Genomic DNA, 15,939 nt, shown 5'->3' on the forward strand with positions numbered 1-15,939 from the left:
GCTACGTTGTTGCTACTTTTCAATTGTATAATGTAATGAAGTTAGATAAGAGGGAGTTAATAAGATGACACTAGTTGAACTTTTTACAGACTATATCGTTAATAGAAAAGATTTAAAAGATTATGTAGAAGAGCGTAAGACAAGAAATGAGAGAGGTGAGTTTAATGATACTAAACTTCTCACTGCTCAGGAAAATTTAGATAGATTAAAAAAAGAAGATTTAAAGACTTACGAACAGATGTATATGATTTTGGACAAAATAATGAAAGCAGACAGAGGTCACTATGTAGAGTATTCTATAAATTTTACAAAAGCTATCTTAAAGATGTACAGAGGACATGCTACACCGGAAGATGTGTGTAAAGAGTATGCAAAAGAGTTAAATCATCGTTATCACGATGCATAAATAAATTCAATGCTCATGGATTTTAAAGATTTTCAAGTATTAAACGATAAAATTTTTTTAGCTATTAAATTAGGAAAATAAAATGGATAATAAATTAAATATAGAAGTTTATAAGTTTAACCATAAACAGGATTATTTACCGTACTATAAACAATACACTATAAAGTTTAAAGAGGATGATACTGTAGAGGATTTGCTTGATGCGATAAATTCTTTAGAAAAGATTGGTTATGAAAAGTCTTGCAACGTTTCAATAAATAAGCTATTTGTAAACTCAAGAGAGTCAATAGAGAATGTTATTAACAAGCTTGGTAAAGATTTAAAAATTGAACCTATAAGTAAATTCAGAGCTAAGAACGATTTGATAATTGATAAAAATGACTACTTAGGCAAACTAAATAGATTTAATCAGTTTTTAAAAGAAGATGAACTGCTTAAATATGAAAAAGAGCTTGAACTGCTTTACTATTCATCTAATAGTATTAACTACAACAGAGATTATATAGGCGATCATTCTCTACTTATAGCTTATGATATTATCAAAAACAAACCTGAGTACAAAAAAGCTATTTTAAATATACTTTCTGATGAAAACAACGGTATATATAACTATACTTCTTCAAAAAAGCGTATGTTTAATTACGATGATTCAGTTGATGAAAAAGTTGAATATCTATTTGAACTTGTAGGTGAACATACAAAGCCTCTCTTAGCGCAAAACAAATACTTAAGCAGTTTTTTTAACAAGCTTATGAAAAAAGATGAATCAGTATCTAAAGAAGAGTCAAACACTCAAAAGAATGTAGATATAAAACAGTATTTTGAGAATTTCAATATAGCATACTATGCTGATGACCAAGACCTAAATATAGAAAAATATATAATAGATTCAAAGGCAACGTTTATAAAAACAGATATGCAGCATGAACAAATGCCAAAAAGAAATTTTACGCAAAATACAAAACTTCTTAGAGCAATTGCCGCAGATATATTGCTAGATGCTAAAGATAACAATGCAGATTTTTTAATAGTAAAAGATGAGCAGCTTATCAGTCTGTTTGATAAAGATCAAGACAAACTAGCTTCTATATCAGGTAGAGAGATTGATATGATCATTATCAGTTTTTCTCAGTTTTTAATGCTGCTAAGTGGAGAAAAAGACAAAGAGGTTTTAGGTCTTGACAAGCATAAAGTCAAAGTTGACTTTTTAGCTTCCGCTTAAATAGAGATTTTAATCCCTACAGGGCAGTGATCTGAACCGCCTATATCATCAAGTATAAAGGCATCTTCAAGATTTTCTGCCAGATCCTCACTAATGAAAAAGTAGTCTATCCTCCAGCCAACGTTTTTACCACGTGCACCAAAGCGGTAACTCCACCAGCTGTATCTATCCTCTTCGTCACCGTTAACATATCTAAATGTATCTATATATCCATGATCTATAAGTTTGTCTATCCAAGCTCTTTCAATAGGTAAAAAACCAGATGTTTTGGAATTTGATTTAGGGTTTTTTAGATCAATTTCTTTATGAGCTGTATTTACATCTCCACATATAATAATAGATTTTCCTTCATCTTTTAACTGCTCACAATGATCTAAGAACTTATCATAAAATTCCATTTTATAAGCAAGACGTTCATCGTCTTTTTGCCCATTTGGGAAGTATACGTTAAAAAGTACGGTATCACCATATTGAGTCTCTATTATTCTACCTTCATTTAAAAGATCTATATGTTCTGAAGTTGATGTTTTATCAGATTTTATAGATGAAAAGGTGGCAGTTCCACTATATCCTTTTTTTTCTGCTGAGTTTACTTTTAGTTCTAAAAATTCTTTATTAAACAGATCGTTTGGAATTTGCTCAGGAAGTGCTTTTATCTCTTGAAGGCATAATATGTCTGTGTCACGCTCATCAATCCATTTAAGAGCTTCTTTATTAGCTACAGCGCGTATACCATTTACATTCCATGAAATTATCTCTATTGAGTCTGACATATTTATTCCGTTGATTTAAAATATTGGAATTATATCTAAAGAGTTTTATCTTTCATATTTTTAAACTCTTTAATAATTTCAACCTGTCTATTTTTTATATATTTTAGAAGATGATTTTTTTGATTTATATTTAAATTTAGTAAAAATACTACATTTGAATTATGTTGTTCTTGAGCCTCTCTCAGTACTATGGCTTCTGAGTTTATAATTAATGGTTTGTTATCAATATTAAAAATTATATCAATGGTAACTTTATCGTTTTTTTTCAAATTAAGTGGTACATCTTCAAATTTTAGATTAACTGACTCTATAGAAATGTCTATTATGCTGATATCTGTTTTATATCTTTGGTTATTAATAAATAATGAAACACTATATTTAGAGTTTGGTGATAAACGAATTGTTTTTCTAAGTGCCGGAGATGTTCTTGAAAATTCCAAGTCTCCAAGTTCAACAGTGTGTTTCTTGTAGTCGATTTTTACCACTTTATTGCAAACAATGCTATATGGTAATACAGGTGATGTTATTATGGCTCTTTTATCTATCTGTATCGCTTTTTGTTGTAGATAAACTGTTGTAATAGTTATACTATTTTCTTTAACATCAATAATTTCTGCATCGTGTACTATAGTTAAGCCTTTATAGTAGTTATGTACATGTACTTTAACTTTACTTTTTTGAAGAAGTTCAAGTAGGTTGTAAACATTTTCTTTATCTTTTTCAAGTAGTTTTGTTTTTGATTCGTTATGTGCTTTTTCTGTATCTAGTGTTTTAGTTAAATCAAGTTCTGTAACATCGTCAAAAGATAAAATAGCATAGGCTTTTTCTTGAGATATAAGATGGTATTTAAATAAAAAATGTCTCGGCTCACCACGTTTATTTTTAATTTGGACATGGAATAGGTTGTTGTGATGTGCTTTTGCATTGTCAAGCCAATAGTTGTTCAATTGGCTAAATAAATATCCTTCATGATGTAAAAAAAACTCACCTAAATCAGGATACTTATAATTAAATTCTTTTACACTTTCTACATTGAAAAAATTTAAAAAAATATGATTTGCAACTACAGGTCTTCCGTTCTTCAGCATGATAAGCATAGATTTATCATGGTTATATATATTATATACATACGTATTGAATATCTTTATATCATTTTCATGTTGAAGTTGCTGTATACAAAAATTTATAGCATCAGATAATTCAGTCGGTGTTGCGGGCTTAACTAAAAATTTTGTTACACCTAAATTTATTGCTTCCATCAGCATTATATGGGCATCAAATTTTGAGATAAGTATAATTTTTGTATTTGATTTTATATCTTTTATACGAGTTACGGTTTTTACCCAGTCATAACGTCGATCATCTATATCTATAATAACTATTTTTGGCTTGTGAGTTCTGAAAATATCTATAGCTTCATCAGCATTTTGTGTATTATAAACATTAGTAAAATGCTCTTCTAAAATATCTGAAACCTGTTTTCTAAAGTCATATTTATTTTCGATATATAAGAGTTCTAGGTTATTTAAGCTATTTAATATATGTTTATTATCATACACAATATATAACCTTTTAAATGTAAATTTAATATTAGTATATTATTTTTTAGTTATTTTAAGCTTATATAGATGCAGTTGTGAATGTTTTTGTATATGTTGTGTAGCAAAAAGATATATCTCGGAAAAATCCGAGAATATAAGTATAAAGTTAATTAAACGAAATCAACCTTAGTAAGGTGGTGATTAAGACCTAACTCATCAGGAGTACAACCAAGAGCAAGACCAAGCATTTGCTGCATATGTAATACAGGAAGTGCAACTTCACGACCGATTGCTTCAGATGCATGGTGAGTTTGAGTATCTAGTTTTAAGTGACATAGTGGACATGGTGTAACCATCCAGTCAGAATCGTTATCCATTGCACCTGCAATTGCATTACCAGTTAATGTAGCAGCAGTTTTTGGTGCTTGTAATTCAGCATGGAAACCACAACACTTTGTTTTTTCTGCATAATCAACATTATTACCGCCACAAGCGATGATTAAATCATCTAGTGAAGTAGGGCGGTATGCACTCTCTGCAGACTTATGAGTTTCATTTTGAAGCTCTGAAGGGCGGATGTTATGACAACCGTAGAATGGTGCAATATTAAAATCACGAAGAGGTGTTTTAACCATCTCTTTAATCTTATCAAGACCAAAGTCATCAATAATAGCATATAAGAAGTGAGTAACTTCAGATGTACCTTTGTATTCAAGACCAACTTCTGCTAATTTCTCATTTACTTGAGCTTTTAGTTTTTCGTTATTATCTAAACGGTGTTTAGTCATAGCAGTATTAAGCTGACATGTATTACAGATAGTAACCATAGTTAAACCATGCTTCTCTGCATATGCTATATTTCTAGCATTTAGTACTAAAGATAAAAAGTCATCATAGTCTTGTAGATGTGAAGCTCCACAACAAGAAGCTTCAGTAAGTTCTACTAATTCTATTCCTAATTTATCAGCAACTGCCATAGTAGACTTCATTTGTTCAGGAGTACTTTGCTTAGCTGTACAGCCAGTAAAAAGTGCGTATTTTAATTTTTCCATTTTTATCTCCTAGAACTTCACAGTTGATGATGATTTAACAAGCTTTTTAATCTCATCAAGGTTTTGTGATTTTGTAATTGCCCATGGTGGTACAATTTTACCTTTTTTAAACATTTTAAGTGCTACAGGTACATGTTTAACGATAGCAGGACCTTCAGAGTAAAGAACTAATCCACCCTCGTCAAGTACACCGTTTTTAGCAATTGAGTGTTTAAACCCAACTGCATGGCGAGTAGCAACATTTGAAGTTGCAACACCCTCTTTAAACAGCATTTGGTGAAGCTTAGTGATCTTATCAATAGGATTAACCTCTTTAGGACAAACCTCTGCACATTCATAACATTTAACACAGTCCCAAACACCTTGTTTCTCAGAGTGAAGCTCAGATAGTCTCTCTTTATGAGCCTGATCACGTACATCTGCTTCAAAACGGTAAGCTTTTGCAAATGCAGCAGGACCCATAAAATTATCGTTTACTTCAATTACAGGACAAGCATAGTGACATGCACCACATTGGATACAGATATCTGCATCTAACAGTGCTTCAGCTTCATCTTGAGTAACTATATGTTCATGCTCAGGGTTTTCATCAACATCAGAGATTAAGAACGGGTGAATTGCATCGTGTTTCTGCCAAAAGTCACCTTTATCAATGATCATATCTTTTACAGAACGCTTGATGCTTAGCGGTTCAATTGTAAGCTCGTTTCCAAAAAGCTCAATCATAGTTGTCATGCTCTCTTTACAAGCAAGAGTACTCCTACCATTTACTTTTATAGCACAAGCACCACAAATACCGTGACGACAGCTTCTTCTATATGAAAAGCTTCCGTCATGATCCCATTTAATTCTATTTAATATATCTAGTACAACTTCTTCAGAAGTTACATCCATCTCATAGTTTTCGTAGTATGGAAGATAATCATCGTTAGCATTAAAACGAAATACTTTGAAGTTTACTTTTTGTGTTGTAATACCATCTGTACTCATAACTCTACCTCCCTTACCTAGTATGTTCTTGCTTTAAGTTCATGTTTGCCAAGAACGACATCCATGTAATCAAGTGTAATATCACCGTTATTATCCATATAAGCCATAGTATGCTTTAGGAAGTTTTCATCATCACGAGATTCGAAATCTTCTCTATAGTGAGCACCACGACTCTCATTACGAGCAATGGCACTCTCTACGATAAATGCTGAATAATCGATCATGTGTCCAAGCTCAATTGCTTCTTGTAATTCAGTATTGAATATTTTAGATTTATCTTTAATACGGATATTTTTAAATCTTTTTCTTATCTCTTTAACGTCTGCAACAGCTTTTGCTAAAGTCTCTTTAGTTCTAAATGCACCAGCATTTTCTGTCATAGTGTCTTGAAGTTCTTCTCTTAGTTTTGTTACAGTCTCATCACCGTTGTTACTTAATACAAAGTCGATTTCTGCTAAAGCAGTAGCAGCATCTTCTTCAGTTGCAACTCTTAGTTCAATTTCATCAACTTCTGCAACCATAGTTTTACCAACGTAGCGACCAAATAGAAGCGCTTCAAGAACAGAGTTTGCACCAAGACGGTTAGCACCATGAACAGATACACATGAACACTCACCAGCTGCATAGAAACCTTCTACAAGTTCATCGTTGTTCTTTCTAACGTGACCAGGAATATCTACAGGAATACCACCCATTGAGTAGTGTGCAGTTGCAGAGATTAAAATAGGTTCTTTGATCATATCTAGACCTAAGAATGTAAGTGCTAAGTCACGTAATTCTGGAAGTCTTTCCATAATTAGATCTTTTCCTAAGTGAGTTAGATCGATATATACAGCATCTTTTCTTGGACCAACACCGCGACCTTCACGAATCTCATTTAAGATAGCACGAGATACAACGTCACGAGATGCAAGTTCCATTGCATTTGGAGCATATTTTTCCATAAAACGCTCACCCTCAGAGTTAAATAAACGTCCACCTTCACCACGAGCAGCTTCAGATATTAAAACACCGTTTCCTGAAAGACCTGATGGATGAAACTGTACAAACTCCATATCTTCTAATGGAAGACCGTGACGAGCTACAATAGATAAACCATCACCTGTATTTGCATGAGCATTTGAATTGATTTTATATGAACGTGCATAACCACCAGTAGCAAACATAACTTGTTTACAGTTAAAGATAGCCATTTGCATATCGCGGATATTAAACGCTACAACACCAGATACTTTTCCGTCTTTGTAAATGATATCTGCAGCATACCACTCATCCCAAAATTTTACACCAACACGGTGTGCTTGTTCATAAATAGTTTGTAATAATGTAAGACCAGTTCTGTCTTTTGCATAACAAGCACGAGGTGAACTTTGTCCACCAAAAGGGCGTTGAGCAATTTTACCGTCTTTACAACGGCTAAAAGCTGCACCCATTCTTTCTGCCCAGCGAATAGTCTCTGGTGCATTTTTACACATAAACTCAACTGCATCTTGATCAGCAAGATAATCAGCCCCTTTAACAGTGTCAAATTCATGAAGTTCAACAGAATCTTCGTCACTAAAAGCTGCATTTACACCACCTTGAGCTGCACCAGAGTGGCTTCTTAAAGGGTGTAGTTTTGTAATAACGGCAACTTTTTTTCCTGCATTTTGCAATTCTCTAGCTGCTGCACAGCCTGCAAGACCGGCACCAACAATTATTGAATCGTAAGTATAGATAGGAATACTCATTAGCTTTCCTTAAAAATTAGAATAATGTATAAGTGATCATATCTGATAAAGTCTTATTATAGGTTAAATTGTGACAAAGTTTGGAGAGAGAAAAGATATGTTACATTTTGGAACAAAATGCTAGTCTAGAAGGTGTTTCAAATATGCACACCTTCCATATCTCTTTTTTGAGCGATTCTATTTTTTTCACCTTGTTGAGCAAATCTTAGAATCTTTTTAGCTTCTTCCATAGCGTTAGCTAAAACTACATTGTTTGGTTTTATGAAAAAGCCTCCCGATACAGTTATTTGTACAGGAACTTTTGTTTGAGTTACGAATTTCAGTTCAGATATCGCTTCACGAATAGCTTCCATATCTTTATAAGCCTTGTCTTTTGTCTCACGAGATAATATTACTGTAAACTGATTGTAATCAGTTCTTCCAATTACGTCTGTAGCTTGTTCAAATAAAGATATAGTATAAGCTATTTTTTTAAGTGCTGCTTGAGAAAACTCTTGATTAAATGCTCTATTGGTTTTTGAAAAATTATCAACTTCAAGTACAGTTACCGAAGTAAAGTTATTTTCTTTAAAGTTTTTCTTCTCACCGTATTCTGTAATAAGACCTTTGTGATTATTAATTTTTGTAATTGGATCAATATTACTAGGGTTATCTTTTACATCAGGCTTCTTTTTCATTCTGATAGATATTGCATCTGCTTCAATTGTACATATTTCGTAGTCTTTTTTACTTTTAGATGGTGATTGAAGGTATGCTATGTCGTTATATATTTTTTTAAGTCTTGTGTAGTACCAGATTGATAGTAACAGAACTATAACAAAAGTTGCTATTGTTATTTGAATCATAAAGCTGAATTTTTGAGAATCATATTCCATGTTTTTAAAAAGAAGAGAGTTTATTCTGTTTTCTAACACTATATGAGATTTGTCAAGTTCGGTTTTTGTCTGCTCTACGTTCTTTTTTGAAGATTTATAGTATGTGTAAGCTTTAGTATTGAAATCATCTATAGCACTTGATAATTTATCTAAATCACTTAAGTACTCTTGAGAGTTGCCTAATATATAGTTTCCCGTAATATCATATTCGTATAGTTCGCGAAGTTTATTTACTTGGTATTGAAGATCAGTACTTTTTCCGTTGTATTGGATCAGAGCAAGCTCTACATCTTTTTTATCAATCATCCTTAACGAATTAATTATATCTTTTTGATCTTTTAGTATATCTGTTTTAATATATGAATTAGTTTGCTCAAACGTAAACAACATTGCAGATAGTGAAACAAACGTAAAAAACATTAGAAATATCGATATGTTCTTAAACACAGCTTTTATTGATATTTTCATAAAAGTTACTCCAATTAATGTTATAATTGCGCTTATTATAGCACATGTTTTGTAATATTTAGCATATCGACATATCTAACAGTTTTTTAAGAGAATAACAATTGAATATAGAAAATCATTTTATTTCACAGTTTAGCAGTGTCAACATAGGAGATGACGGAGCCTATATAAATGGTTATGTTTATTCAAAAGATGCTTTTTTTGAAAACATCCATTTTAAAACAAAATGGATGAGTTATTATCAAATTGGTGCAAAAGCAATGTTAGTAAATATCTCTGATGCTATTGCAATGAACGCAAAACCAATGTTCGCACTTTTGGCTGTAGCTATGCCAAAGAGTATTTCAAATGAACAAATGGCTGAGCTTGTCAGGGGATTTGAAGATGTTGCTTGTAAGTATGGTATTGAGATAATAGGTGGAGATACTATAGCTAATAACAAACTTGACATAACTGTGACAATTATCTCTAAAAGTAAAAAACCTCTTTTTAGAAAAGGGATAAGAGAGAATGATTTATTGGCTTATACAGGTGAACTTGGCAGAAGTAAAAAAGATTTGAAAAAGCTTTTAAGCGGTGGTAAAATAAATAAAAACTCTAAGTTCGTAAATATTAAGCTAAGAGATAAGTTTGTTAGTCAAAATAGAAGATTTTTAAATGCCGGAATGGATATATCTGATGGATTATATACAGATTTGGAAAAAATTCTTGATTCTAATAAAATAGGTGCTAAAATTTTTAAAAAGTTAGATAAAAGAATAGTGTGTAGCGGTGAAGAGTATGAGATGCTTATAGCCTTTGACAGACGTCATAAAAAAACAATTTTAAGACGTTCAAAACTCTCTAGAGTCAATCTAACCATTTTTGCAAAAGCAAAACAGATTAGATATCGCTCTAGATGTAAAGCAAATCATTTTTAGGAAAACAATGGATAGATTTTATTCTTTAAATCATGCAAGTATTGATTTTCATTTTAAACAAAGTCCACGTGATTTTGTTGTTGACGAAATACCACTGTATGAGTTTAGTGGAGAGGGGGAACACCTGATCCTACATGTTAGAAAAAAGAACCTTTCAACTATGGAGTTAATAGGCATTCTTGCAAAGTATTTAGGTATAAAAAACAAAGAGATTGGTTATGCAGGTTTAAAAGATAAACATGCTATGACCAAGCAGTATATATCTGTACACAAAAAACATGAGGAACTATTGGAAAAGTTTGAGCATGAAAATGTTAAAATACTCTCTACAACATACCATAATAATAAAATAAGAATAGGGCACTTAAGTTCAAATAGATTTTATATCAGACTGAAAAAGGTAAACCCGACAGACGCTAAAAAAATTGATGAAGCATTAAAAAATATATCAAGCCAAGGTATGCCAAACTTTTTTGGGTATCAGCGTTTTGGCAGTGATGGAAACAATCATATTGATGGTGAAAAAATTGCTAAGGGTGAAAAGAAAGAGCGTAATGTAAAAGTTAGAAAGCTTTTAATTAGTGCATACCAGAGTCATCTGTTTAATTTGTGGTTAAGTAGAAGGTTGGAAATTAATTCACTTGTTGCCAGTTTTAGTTTAGACGAGTTAGAAAATTTGTTAAATTTACCAAAAAATGAGATTAAAAAACTAAAGGAACAAAAACACCCGTTTAAATTACTAGAGGGTGATGTGATGGAACATTATCCGTATGGAAGACTTTTTGAGTTTGATCAGAGTGAACATGATTTTGAAAGATTTAACTCCAGAGATATAAGTGTAACCGGTCTGTTATGTGGTAAAAAAGCCAGACTCTCTAGTGGGTATGCACGTGAAATTGAAAAAGATTTCGACGATAATATAAATGCAGACGGTACTAGACGATATGGATGGGTATACCCTACAGATGTAGAGGGCAGGTTTAATGCACAAGAAGCACAGTATGAACTGAATTTTACATTACCAAAAGGCTCGTACGCAACAGTTTTAATTGAAGAGATAGCAAAGCGTAAGCTTGATTAACAAATATTATAAAAATAGAGGATTAAATAATTTAATGAAAAGACATATTACTTCGGCTATATCGCAAGGATTTGGAAAGTTCGCCAATAAAGAGTTCTCTTTATCTATTCAAACATTTGTAAATAAAGCATACGTATCTTTAATGGGTTTAGATATGAGTGAGTTTGCTCATCCTAGCTCTTACAAATCACTAAATAAACTTTTCACAAGAAAACTTGAAAAACAAAGAGAATTTTCTTTGGACGGGGATGATTTTATATCACCATGTGATTCATGGATATCAGCTTGCGGTGAAATCAAAGAAGATACAGCTCTACAAATAAAAGGTATGGAATATAGCTGTGGAGACTTTTTAGGAGACAGCTTTAGTGAAGAGGAAAAAGCTCTTGTCAAAGACGGTACATTTATAAATTTTTACCTATCACCTAAAGATTATCACCGTTACCATATGCCGACAAATACAAAAGTACTAAAAGTTGTACATATTCCTGGAAAGTTTTACCCTGTAAATGTACCATCATTAAATAAAAGAATAAATCTTTTTATAGAGAATGAACGTGTCGTTCTGAAATGTCAAGCACAAAACGGTAAGTGCTATTACATGGTTTTAGTAAGTGCATTAAATGTAGGTGTGATGCAGGTTGGTTTTGAACCAAATATAAAAACAAATGCAGATGTACAAAATAGCAGTGTGTATGAATATGAAAACATGAACCTTGATAAAGGTGATGATTTTGGTTGTTTTGAGATGGGATCAACAATTGTTATATTAACGGAAAAAAATATGCTAAAATTAAATATAAATAATAATGACAATGTAAAATTTGGGCAAACCATAGCAAAGGTAATCTAAAAAAGTATGTTTGATACAAAAGAACAGTTAGAAGAGTATATCGAAAAAATATTGAATAATTTAGAGTTATTCGAGTGGGATGTACTTCATGTTTCTACAAATACAGACAGAGCTGAAGTTATGGAAATTCTGTCTAAAAGTTTTGTTAACGACAGTTTGAAGAACGATATAAACTTTTTGTATATAACAGATATAGAACATATTAAATACAGCAAAATTAAGCAGGCAATATTTAAAGATATTGTTGCTGAATGGGTAAGTTTCTGCAATGAAGTTTTACATATATCTAAAGAACAGGCTATTGAATCTATAAAAAAAGACGGTAGAATCAATTTTATAAACTCTATTGTAAACAACTATTTTAAAAAATTTCATAGAATAATATTCAGTGAGATGTTCGAGACATTTTTAGAATATTTTAATAGAGTGCCAATAACAAAAAGCAAGCAGATTTTTATTGACAAGATACTTCAAAGCTCACTAAATAAAGATAACAGTTCAATAGCTATACGCAAGTTTAATCAGCTTCACAATAGGATAAGAATAGCTCAGGATAAAAAAAATAAAGAGATCTTAAAGTTAAAAAATAGAATCAGAGAGTTAAGAACTGAATTAAATAGTAGTGCTGAGATTAATTTTAATGAAGACAATGAGTTGTTATATGATATAGAGGATTTAGAAGAGGATCTAGAAGAGTTAGAAGAAACAAGCCTTTATCATTTTGATGACGTTATAGCCAATCTTAGAGACAATATGATAGACTCTATGAGAGTAGCTAGTTTAGGAGTTTAACAACTTTTAGTTTTGAAAAAACTTCTCCATCTTCTTTAAATATTTCAAGTTCTGTATCTATAGGGTTTCTTTGTTTTAGAAGTGAACCTTGAACAGAGTGAAGCACATGTGTAAATTTTGCAAATAACGGTACGACTATATATTCTATATGTGCATTAGCTATTACATCTGCCAACTTATCAATAATACAATAGTAAACTGCTTTGTTAACTGAGCGCTGAATTAAATAATCATGCATTATCTCTATATTGCTCTCTAGTATTTCAATTTCATCATCTGTTAAAACTTTTGATTCATGAGCTCTCTGTATATTATGCTCAATCTCATCTTCAACATCATGGTTTTCTTTTTCAATAAGTTTATTTAAATCACTGCAGTATTTTTTTAATTCTTCAAAAAGTTCATCTTTACTCAGTCTTCTTGTATCTGCATGATATTTATATGTATTTCCCTTTAGATTTTCATCACCTAAAGCTTTTATCAGTTGTATAACTATATTAAGGTAGACATATTTATCTTCTTTATTGTTGTCAAATTCAATACTAGTGTGAGAGATTATAGGTTTAGGACCAACATATTTTAATTGCATATCTACCCCTTTATATTGTTATACGTTAAATCTAAAGTGCATTATATCACCATCTTGCACTATATACTCTTTTCCTTCAAGTCTCATTTTTCCGGCTTCTTTGGCTTTTTGCTCTCCACCACATGCTATATAGTCCTCATAAGAGATAACTTCAGCACGAATAAAGCCTTTTTCAAAGTCATTATGAATAGCTGCTGCTGCACGAGGAGCTGTTGAATTTTTTCTAATTGTCCATGAGCGAACCTCTTTTACACCTGCTGTAAAATAACTCATAAGACCAAGTTTATCAAATCCTTTGTGAATGATCTGCTCTAGACCTGATTCTTTCACACCTAGTTCATCTAAAAACTCTTTTGCTTCCTCTTCATCAAGACCTACAAGTTCTTCTTCAACTTTTGCGCATAGTTTGATAAGTTCACAGTTGTTTTTATCTGCATGTTCTTTTAATGCTTTTACATAATCATTATCTTCTAAAAGACCGTCTTCATCAGTATTAGCACCATACATAATCTCTTTGTTTGTTAAAAATCTAACTTCTTGATTTAGCTGTTTGTATTCATCAGTATCAGTTTTGTCAAAGTTACGTGCTAAATTTCCATCAGCTAGGAATTCTAAAAGCTCTTCCGCTATATCTAAAATACCTTTTGCACTTTTATCAGCTTTTGCTTGACGCTTTAGTCTGTCTATACGGTTTGATAGTACTTCAATATCAGCTAAAACAAGCTCACCTTCAATGATCTCAACATCACGTAAAGGGTCAATACTTCCTTCGTTATGAACAATATTTTCATCATCAAAGCATCTTACTATTTGAAGAATAACTTCTGTTTCACGGATATTAGATAAAAACTTGTTTCCAAGACCTTCACCTTTACTTGCACCTTTTACAAGTCCTGCAATATCAACAAAATCAAGTGTTGAATACTGAATACGCTCAGGGTTAACAATCTTCGCAAGTTCTGATAGTCTTGAATCAGGAACAGGAACTATTGCTTTATTTGGCTCTATTGTACAAAAAGGGTAGTTTGCAGCTTCTGCGTTTTGAGCCTTTGTTAGTGCATTGAAAGTTGTTGATTTACCTACGTTTGGAAGTCCTACTAGACCTATACTTAATCCCATTTTTTACCTTTAGAAAATTTATACTTAATTTATCTTAAATAATTTTTGAGATTATAGCAAGTTTTTTAGAAAACTGCTCATAAGTCTAACGCCAGCACCTGTTCCGCCGTATACATTACAATCCCAAGGTGACTCAGTATATGCACTACCAGCTATATCAAAATGTAGCCATTTACCTTTATTTTCTTCTCTTATAAAGTTGTCTAGATATAATCCTGCCGTAATAGCTCCACCAAATGGTTTTGAAGCTACATTTGAAATGTCTGCTATATCGCTTTTTAGAAGTTTTTTAAGGTGTCTGTTAAAAGGAAGAGAACCAACTAGTTCCCCTGAATTATTCGCTGCATCAAATACATAGTGTTTAAGTGTATTTGAGTGTCCCATAACACCTGTAGTATATTGTCCAAGTGCTACCATACATGCACCTGTTAGTGTTGCAAAATCAAATATGTAATCTGCTTTTACTTTATCTTGAGCATAATCAAGTACGTCACATAAAACTAATCTTCCCTCTGCATCTGTATTTCTAACCTCTACAGTTTTCCCGCTTCTTGTAACTAAAACATCATCTGGCTTGTAAGCATCTCCACCGATCATATTCTCAACTGCACCTACAAATGCGTGAACTTCAATATCTAGTTTTAGTTCACTTACAGCTTTAATGATCCCAAGAACAGCACAAGCTCCAGCTTTATCCATCTTCATGGTTACCATAGAAGTTGATGGCTTAAGACTAAGTCCACCACTATCATATGTTAGACCTTTACCAACAAGAGTTATAACTTTTTTAGCTTTCTTCTTAGGTTTGTATGTCAGGTGTATAAGTTGGCTCTCGTGTCTTGAAGCACGTCCAACAGCAAGCATAGCGCCACATTTCTCTTTTTTAAGAGCTTTTTCACCTAAAATATTACATTCTAAGTTATTTTCTTTAGCAAGCTCGCTTGATAGTTTAGCAAGTGTTTCTGGGTGTATATCTTCAGGAATAGTATTTACAATATCACGAGTAAAACATGTAGCTTCTGCAACTATTACGGCTTCTTCAAAAGCATTTTGCAGCTTCTTGATATCTTTACATACTAAATTTATATTTTTTAGAGTAGTTTTTTTAGGTTCTGATTTATAAGTGTTGTATTCATAACCCCCTAATATAATTCCCTCTACAACAGCTTTTATATTTTGATCATCTACATCAAAACTAGCAGTTTTGTATTTAGCAGATTTTAGTGCTTTGATCGCTATTGAACATACACTTCTTGTGTTATCGCTTGATTCATCATCAACGCCACATGCTAAATATCCTTTTTCATGTAAAAAGCATATAGTGTCTTGCTCAGCTGTAAAACCTGCTAAGTCAAGGATCTTTTTGTCTTTAATTGTTTTTAGCTTATCTTTTGTAATTAAGTCAACTGATACGTCTGAACCATTTTTATTCTGTGTTAGTTTGATATTCATAATAATCCATTTTAGTTTAATATATAAAAGTATAATAGCAAAAAATGTTAAACCTATATATTGATGCTTTTTGATA

Annotated in this window: 15 protein-coding genes; 6 read left to right on the top strand and 9 right to left on the bottom strand. The window is 31.9% G+C overall.

The window, feature by feature from the left end:
* Positions 1–64 precede the first annotated feature (64 nt).
* A complete protein-coding gene (locus tag ABZA65_RS03900) occupies positions 65–406 on the top strand; it encodes a hypothetical protein (RefSeq protein ID WP_373070810.1) in 342 nt (113 codons plus the stop codon).
* A gap of 82 nt (positions 407–488) precedes the next feature.
* The gene (locus ABZA65_RS03905; protein WP_373070812.1) at positions 489–1,628 is read left to right on the top strand and encodes a DUF5644 domain-containing protein; all 1,140 of its coding nucleotides are present in this window, start codon (positions 489–491) and stop codon (positions 1,626–1,628) included.
* On the opposite strand, the gene ABZA65_RS03910 is transcribed toward ABZA65_RS03905, so the two are convergent.
* From ABZA65_RS03910 to ABZA65_RS03935, 6 genes are all read right to left on the bottom strand, one after another.
* Complete coding sequence (locus tag ABZA65_RS03910) at positions 1,625–2,401, bottom strand: exodeoxyribonuclease III (RefSeq protein WP_373070814.1); 777 nt, start codon at positions 2,399–2,401, stop codon at positions 1,625–1,627. The two genes, ABZA65_RS03905 and ABZA65_RS03910, sit on opposite strands and share 4 nt — an antisense overlap.
* 35 nt (positions 2,402–2,436) lie before the next feature.
* Positions 2,437–3,960, bottom strand: a complete 1,524-nt coding sequence (locus ABZA65_RS03915) for a response regulator (protein WP_373070816.1) — start codon at positions 3,958–3,960, stop codon at positions 2,437–2,439.
* Positions 3,961–4,112: 152 nt separating this feature from the next.
* Complete coding sequence (locus tag ABZA65_RS03920) at positions 4,113–4,994, bottom strand: CoB--CoM heterodisulfide reductase iron-sulfur subunit B family protein (protein ID WP_373070818.1); 882 nt, start codon at positions 4,992–4,994, stop codon at positions 4,113–4,115.
* Between the two features lie 9 nt (positions 4,995–5,003).
* Positions 5,004–5,984, bottom strand: coding sequence for a succinate dehydrogenase/fumarate reductase iron-sulfur subunit (locus tag ABZA65_RS03925; protein ID WP_373070820.1), 981 nt, complete (start codon positions 5,982–5,984; stop codon positions 5,004–5,006).
* 17 nt (positions 5,985–6,001) lie between these two features.
* Entirely contained in the window at positions 6,002–7,714 is a 1,713-nt protein-coding gene (gene sdhA / locus ABZA65_RS03930) for a succinate dehydrogenase flavoprotein subunit (RefSeq protein WP_373070822.1), read from the bottom strand.
* Between the two features lie 137 nt (positions 7,715–7,851).
* The gene (locus ABZA65_RS03935) at positions 7,852–9,057 is read right to left on the bottom strand and encodes a GGDEF domain-containing protein (RefSeq protein WP_373070824.1); all 1,206 of its coding nucleotides are present in this window, start codon (positions 9,055–9,057) and stop codon (positions 7,852–7,854) included.
* A 101-nt stretch (positions 9,058–9,158) separates the two neighbouring features.
* Between ABZA65_RS03935 and ABZA65_RS03940 the strand changes: the two genes are divergently transcribed.
* The 4 genes from ABZA65_RS03940 to ABZA65_RS03955 are packed head-to-tail and all read left to right on the top strand — an operon-like array spanning position 9,159 to position 12,703.
* The gene (locus ABZA65_RS03940; protein ID WP_373070826.1) at positions 9,159–9,977 is read left to right on the top strand and encodes a thiamine-phosphate kinase; all 819 of its coding nucleotides are present in this window, start codon (positions 9,159–9,161) and stop codon (positions 9,975–9,977) included.
* A gap of 7 nt (positions 9,978–9,984) precedes the next feature.
* Complete coding sequence (gene truD, locus ABZA65_RS03945) at positions 9,985–11,058, top strand: tRNA pseudouridine(13) synthase TruD (RefSeq protein WP_373070828.1); 1,074 nt, start codon at positions 9,985–9,987, stop codon at positions 11,056–11,058.
* Positions 11,059–11,092: 34 nt separating this feature from the next.
* Positions 11,093–11,911, top strand: a complete 819-nt coding sequence (locus tag ABZA65_RS03950) for a phosphatidylserine decarboxylase (protein ID WP_373070830.1) — start codon at positions 11,093–11,095, stop codon at positions 11,909–11,911.
* 6 nt (positions 11,912–11,917) lie between these two features.
* Positions 11,918–12,703 (top strand): hypothetical protein, encoded by a 786-nt coding sequence (locus ABZA65_RS03955; protein WP_373070832.1) that lies wholly within the window; start codon positions 11,918–11,920, stop codon positions 12,701–12,703.
* On the opposite strand, the gene ABZA65_RS03960 is transcribed toward ABZA65_RS03955, so the two are convergent.
* The 3 genes from ABZA65_RS03960 to ABZA65_RS03970 are packed head-to-tail and all read right to left on the bottom strand — an operon-like array spanning position 12,687 to position 15,863.
* A complete protein-coding gene (locus tag ABZA65_RS03960; protein WP_373070834.1) occupies positions 12,687–13,292 on the bottom strand; it encodes a hypothetical protein in 606 nt (201 codons plus the stop codon). The two genes, ABZA65_RS03955 and ABZA65_RS03960, sit on opposite strands and share 17 nt — an antisense overlap.
* 18 nt (positions 13,293–13,310) lie before the next feature.
* Positions 13,311–14,411 (bottom strand): redox-regulated ATPase YchF, encoded by a 1,101-nt coding sequence (gene ychF / locus ABZA65_RS03965; protein WP_373070836.1) that lies wholly within the window; start codon positions 14,409–14,411, stop codon positions 13,311–13,313.
* A 51-nt stretch (positions 14,412–14,462) separates the two neighbouring features.
* Positions 14,463–15,863, bottom strand: coding sequence for a leucyl aminopeptidase (locus ABZA65_RS03970; protein ID WP_373070838.1), 1,401 nt, complete (start codon positions 15,861–15,863; stop codon positions 14,463–14,465).
* Positions 15,864–15,939 lie beyond the last annotated feature (76 nt).

This window comes from Sulfurimonas sp. (assembly GCF_041583195.1).
Lineage (GTDB): Bacteria > Campylobacterota > Campylobacteria > Campylobacterales > Sulfurimonadaceae > Sulfurimonas.

Bases quoted from the DNA above. Each gene is read 5' to 3' on its own strand.
- ABZA65_RS03900 (WP_373070810.1), top strand. From the start codon at position 65: ATGACACTAGTTGAACTTTTTACAGACTATATCGTTAATAGAAAAGAT.
- ABZA65_RS03905 (WP_373070812.1), top strand. From the start codon at position 489: ATGGATAATAAATTAAATATAGAAGTTTATAAGTTTAACCATAAACAG.
- ABZA65_RS03910 (WP_373070814.1), bottom strand. From the start codon at position 2,401: ATGTCAGACTCAATAGAGATAATTTCATGGAATGTAAATGGTATACGC.
- ABZA65_RS03920 (WP_373070818.1), bottom strand. From the start codon at position 4,994: ATGGAAAAATTAAAATACGCACTTTTTACTGGCTGTACAGCTAAGCAA.
- ABZA65_RS03925 (WP_373070820.1), bottom strand. From the start codon at position 5,984: ATGAGTACAGATGGTATTACAACACAAAAAGTAAACTTCAAAGTATTT.
- sdhA (WP_373070822.1), bottom strand. From the start codon at position 7,714: ATGAGTATTCCTATCTATACTTACGATTCAATAATTGTTGGTGCCGGT.
- ABZA65_RS03935 (WP_373070824.1), bottom strand. From the start codon at position 9,057: ATGAAAATATCAATAAAAGCTGTGTTTAAGAACATATCGATATTTCTA.
- truD (WP_373070828.1), top strand. From the start codon at position 9,985: ATGGATAGATTTTATTCTTTAAATCATGCAAGTATTGATTTTCATTTT.
- ABZA65_RS03950 (WP_373070830.1), top strand. From the start codon at position 11,093: ATGAAAAGACATATTACTTCGGCTATATCGCAAGGATTTGGAAAGTTC.
- ABZA65_RS03955 (WP_373070832.1), top strand. From the start codon at position 11,918: ATGTTTGATACAAAAGAACAGTTAGAAGAGTATATCGAAAAAATATTG.
- ABZA65_RS03960 (WP_373070834.1), bottom strand. From the start codon at position 13,292: ATGCAATTAAAATATGTTGGTCCTAAACCTATAATCTCTCACACTAGT.
- ychF (WP_373070836.1), bottom strand. From the start codon at position 14,411: ATGGGATTAAGTATAGGTCTAGTAGGACTTCCAAACGTAGGTAAATCA.
- ABZA65_RS03970 (WP_373070838.1), bottom strand. From the start codon at position 15,863: ATGAATATCAAACTAACACAGAATAAAAATGGTTCAGACGTATCAGTT.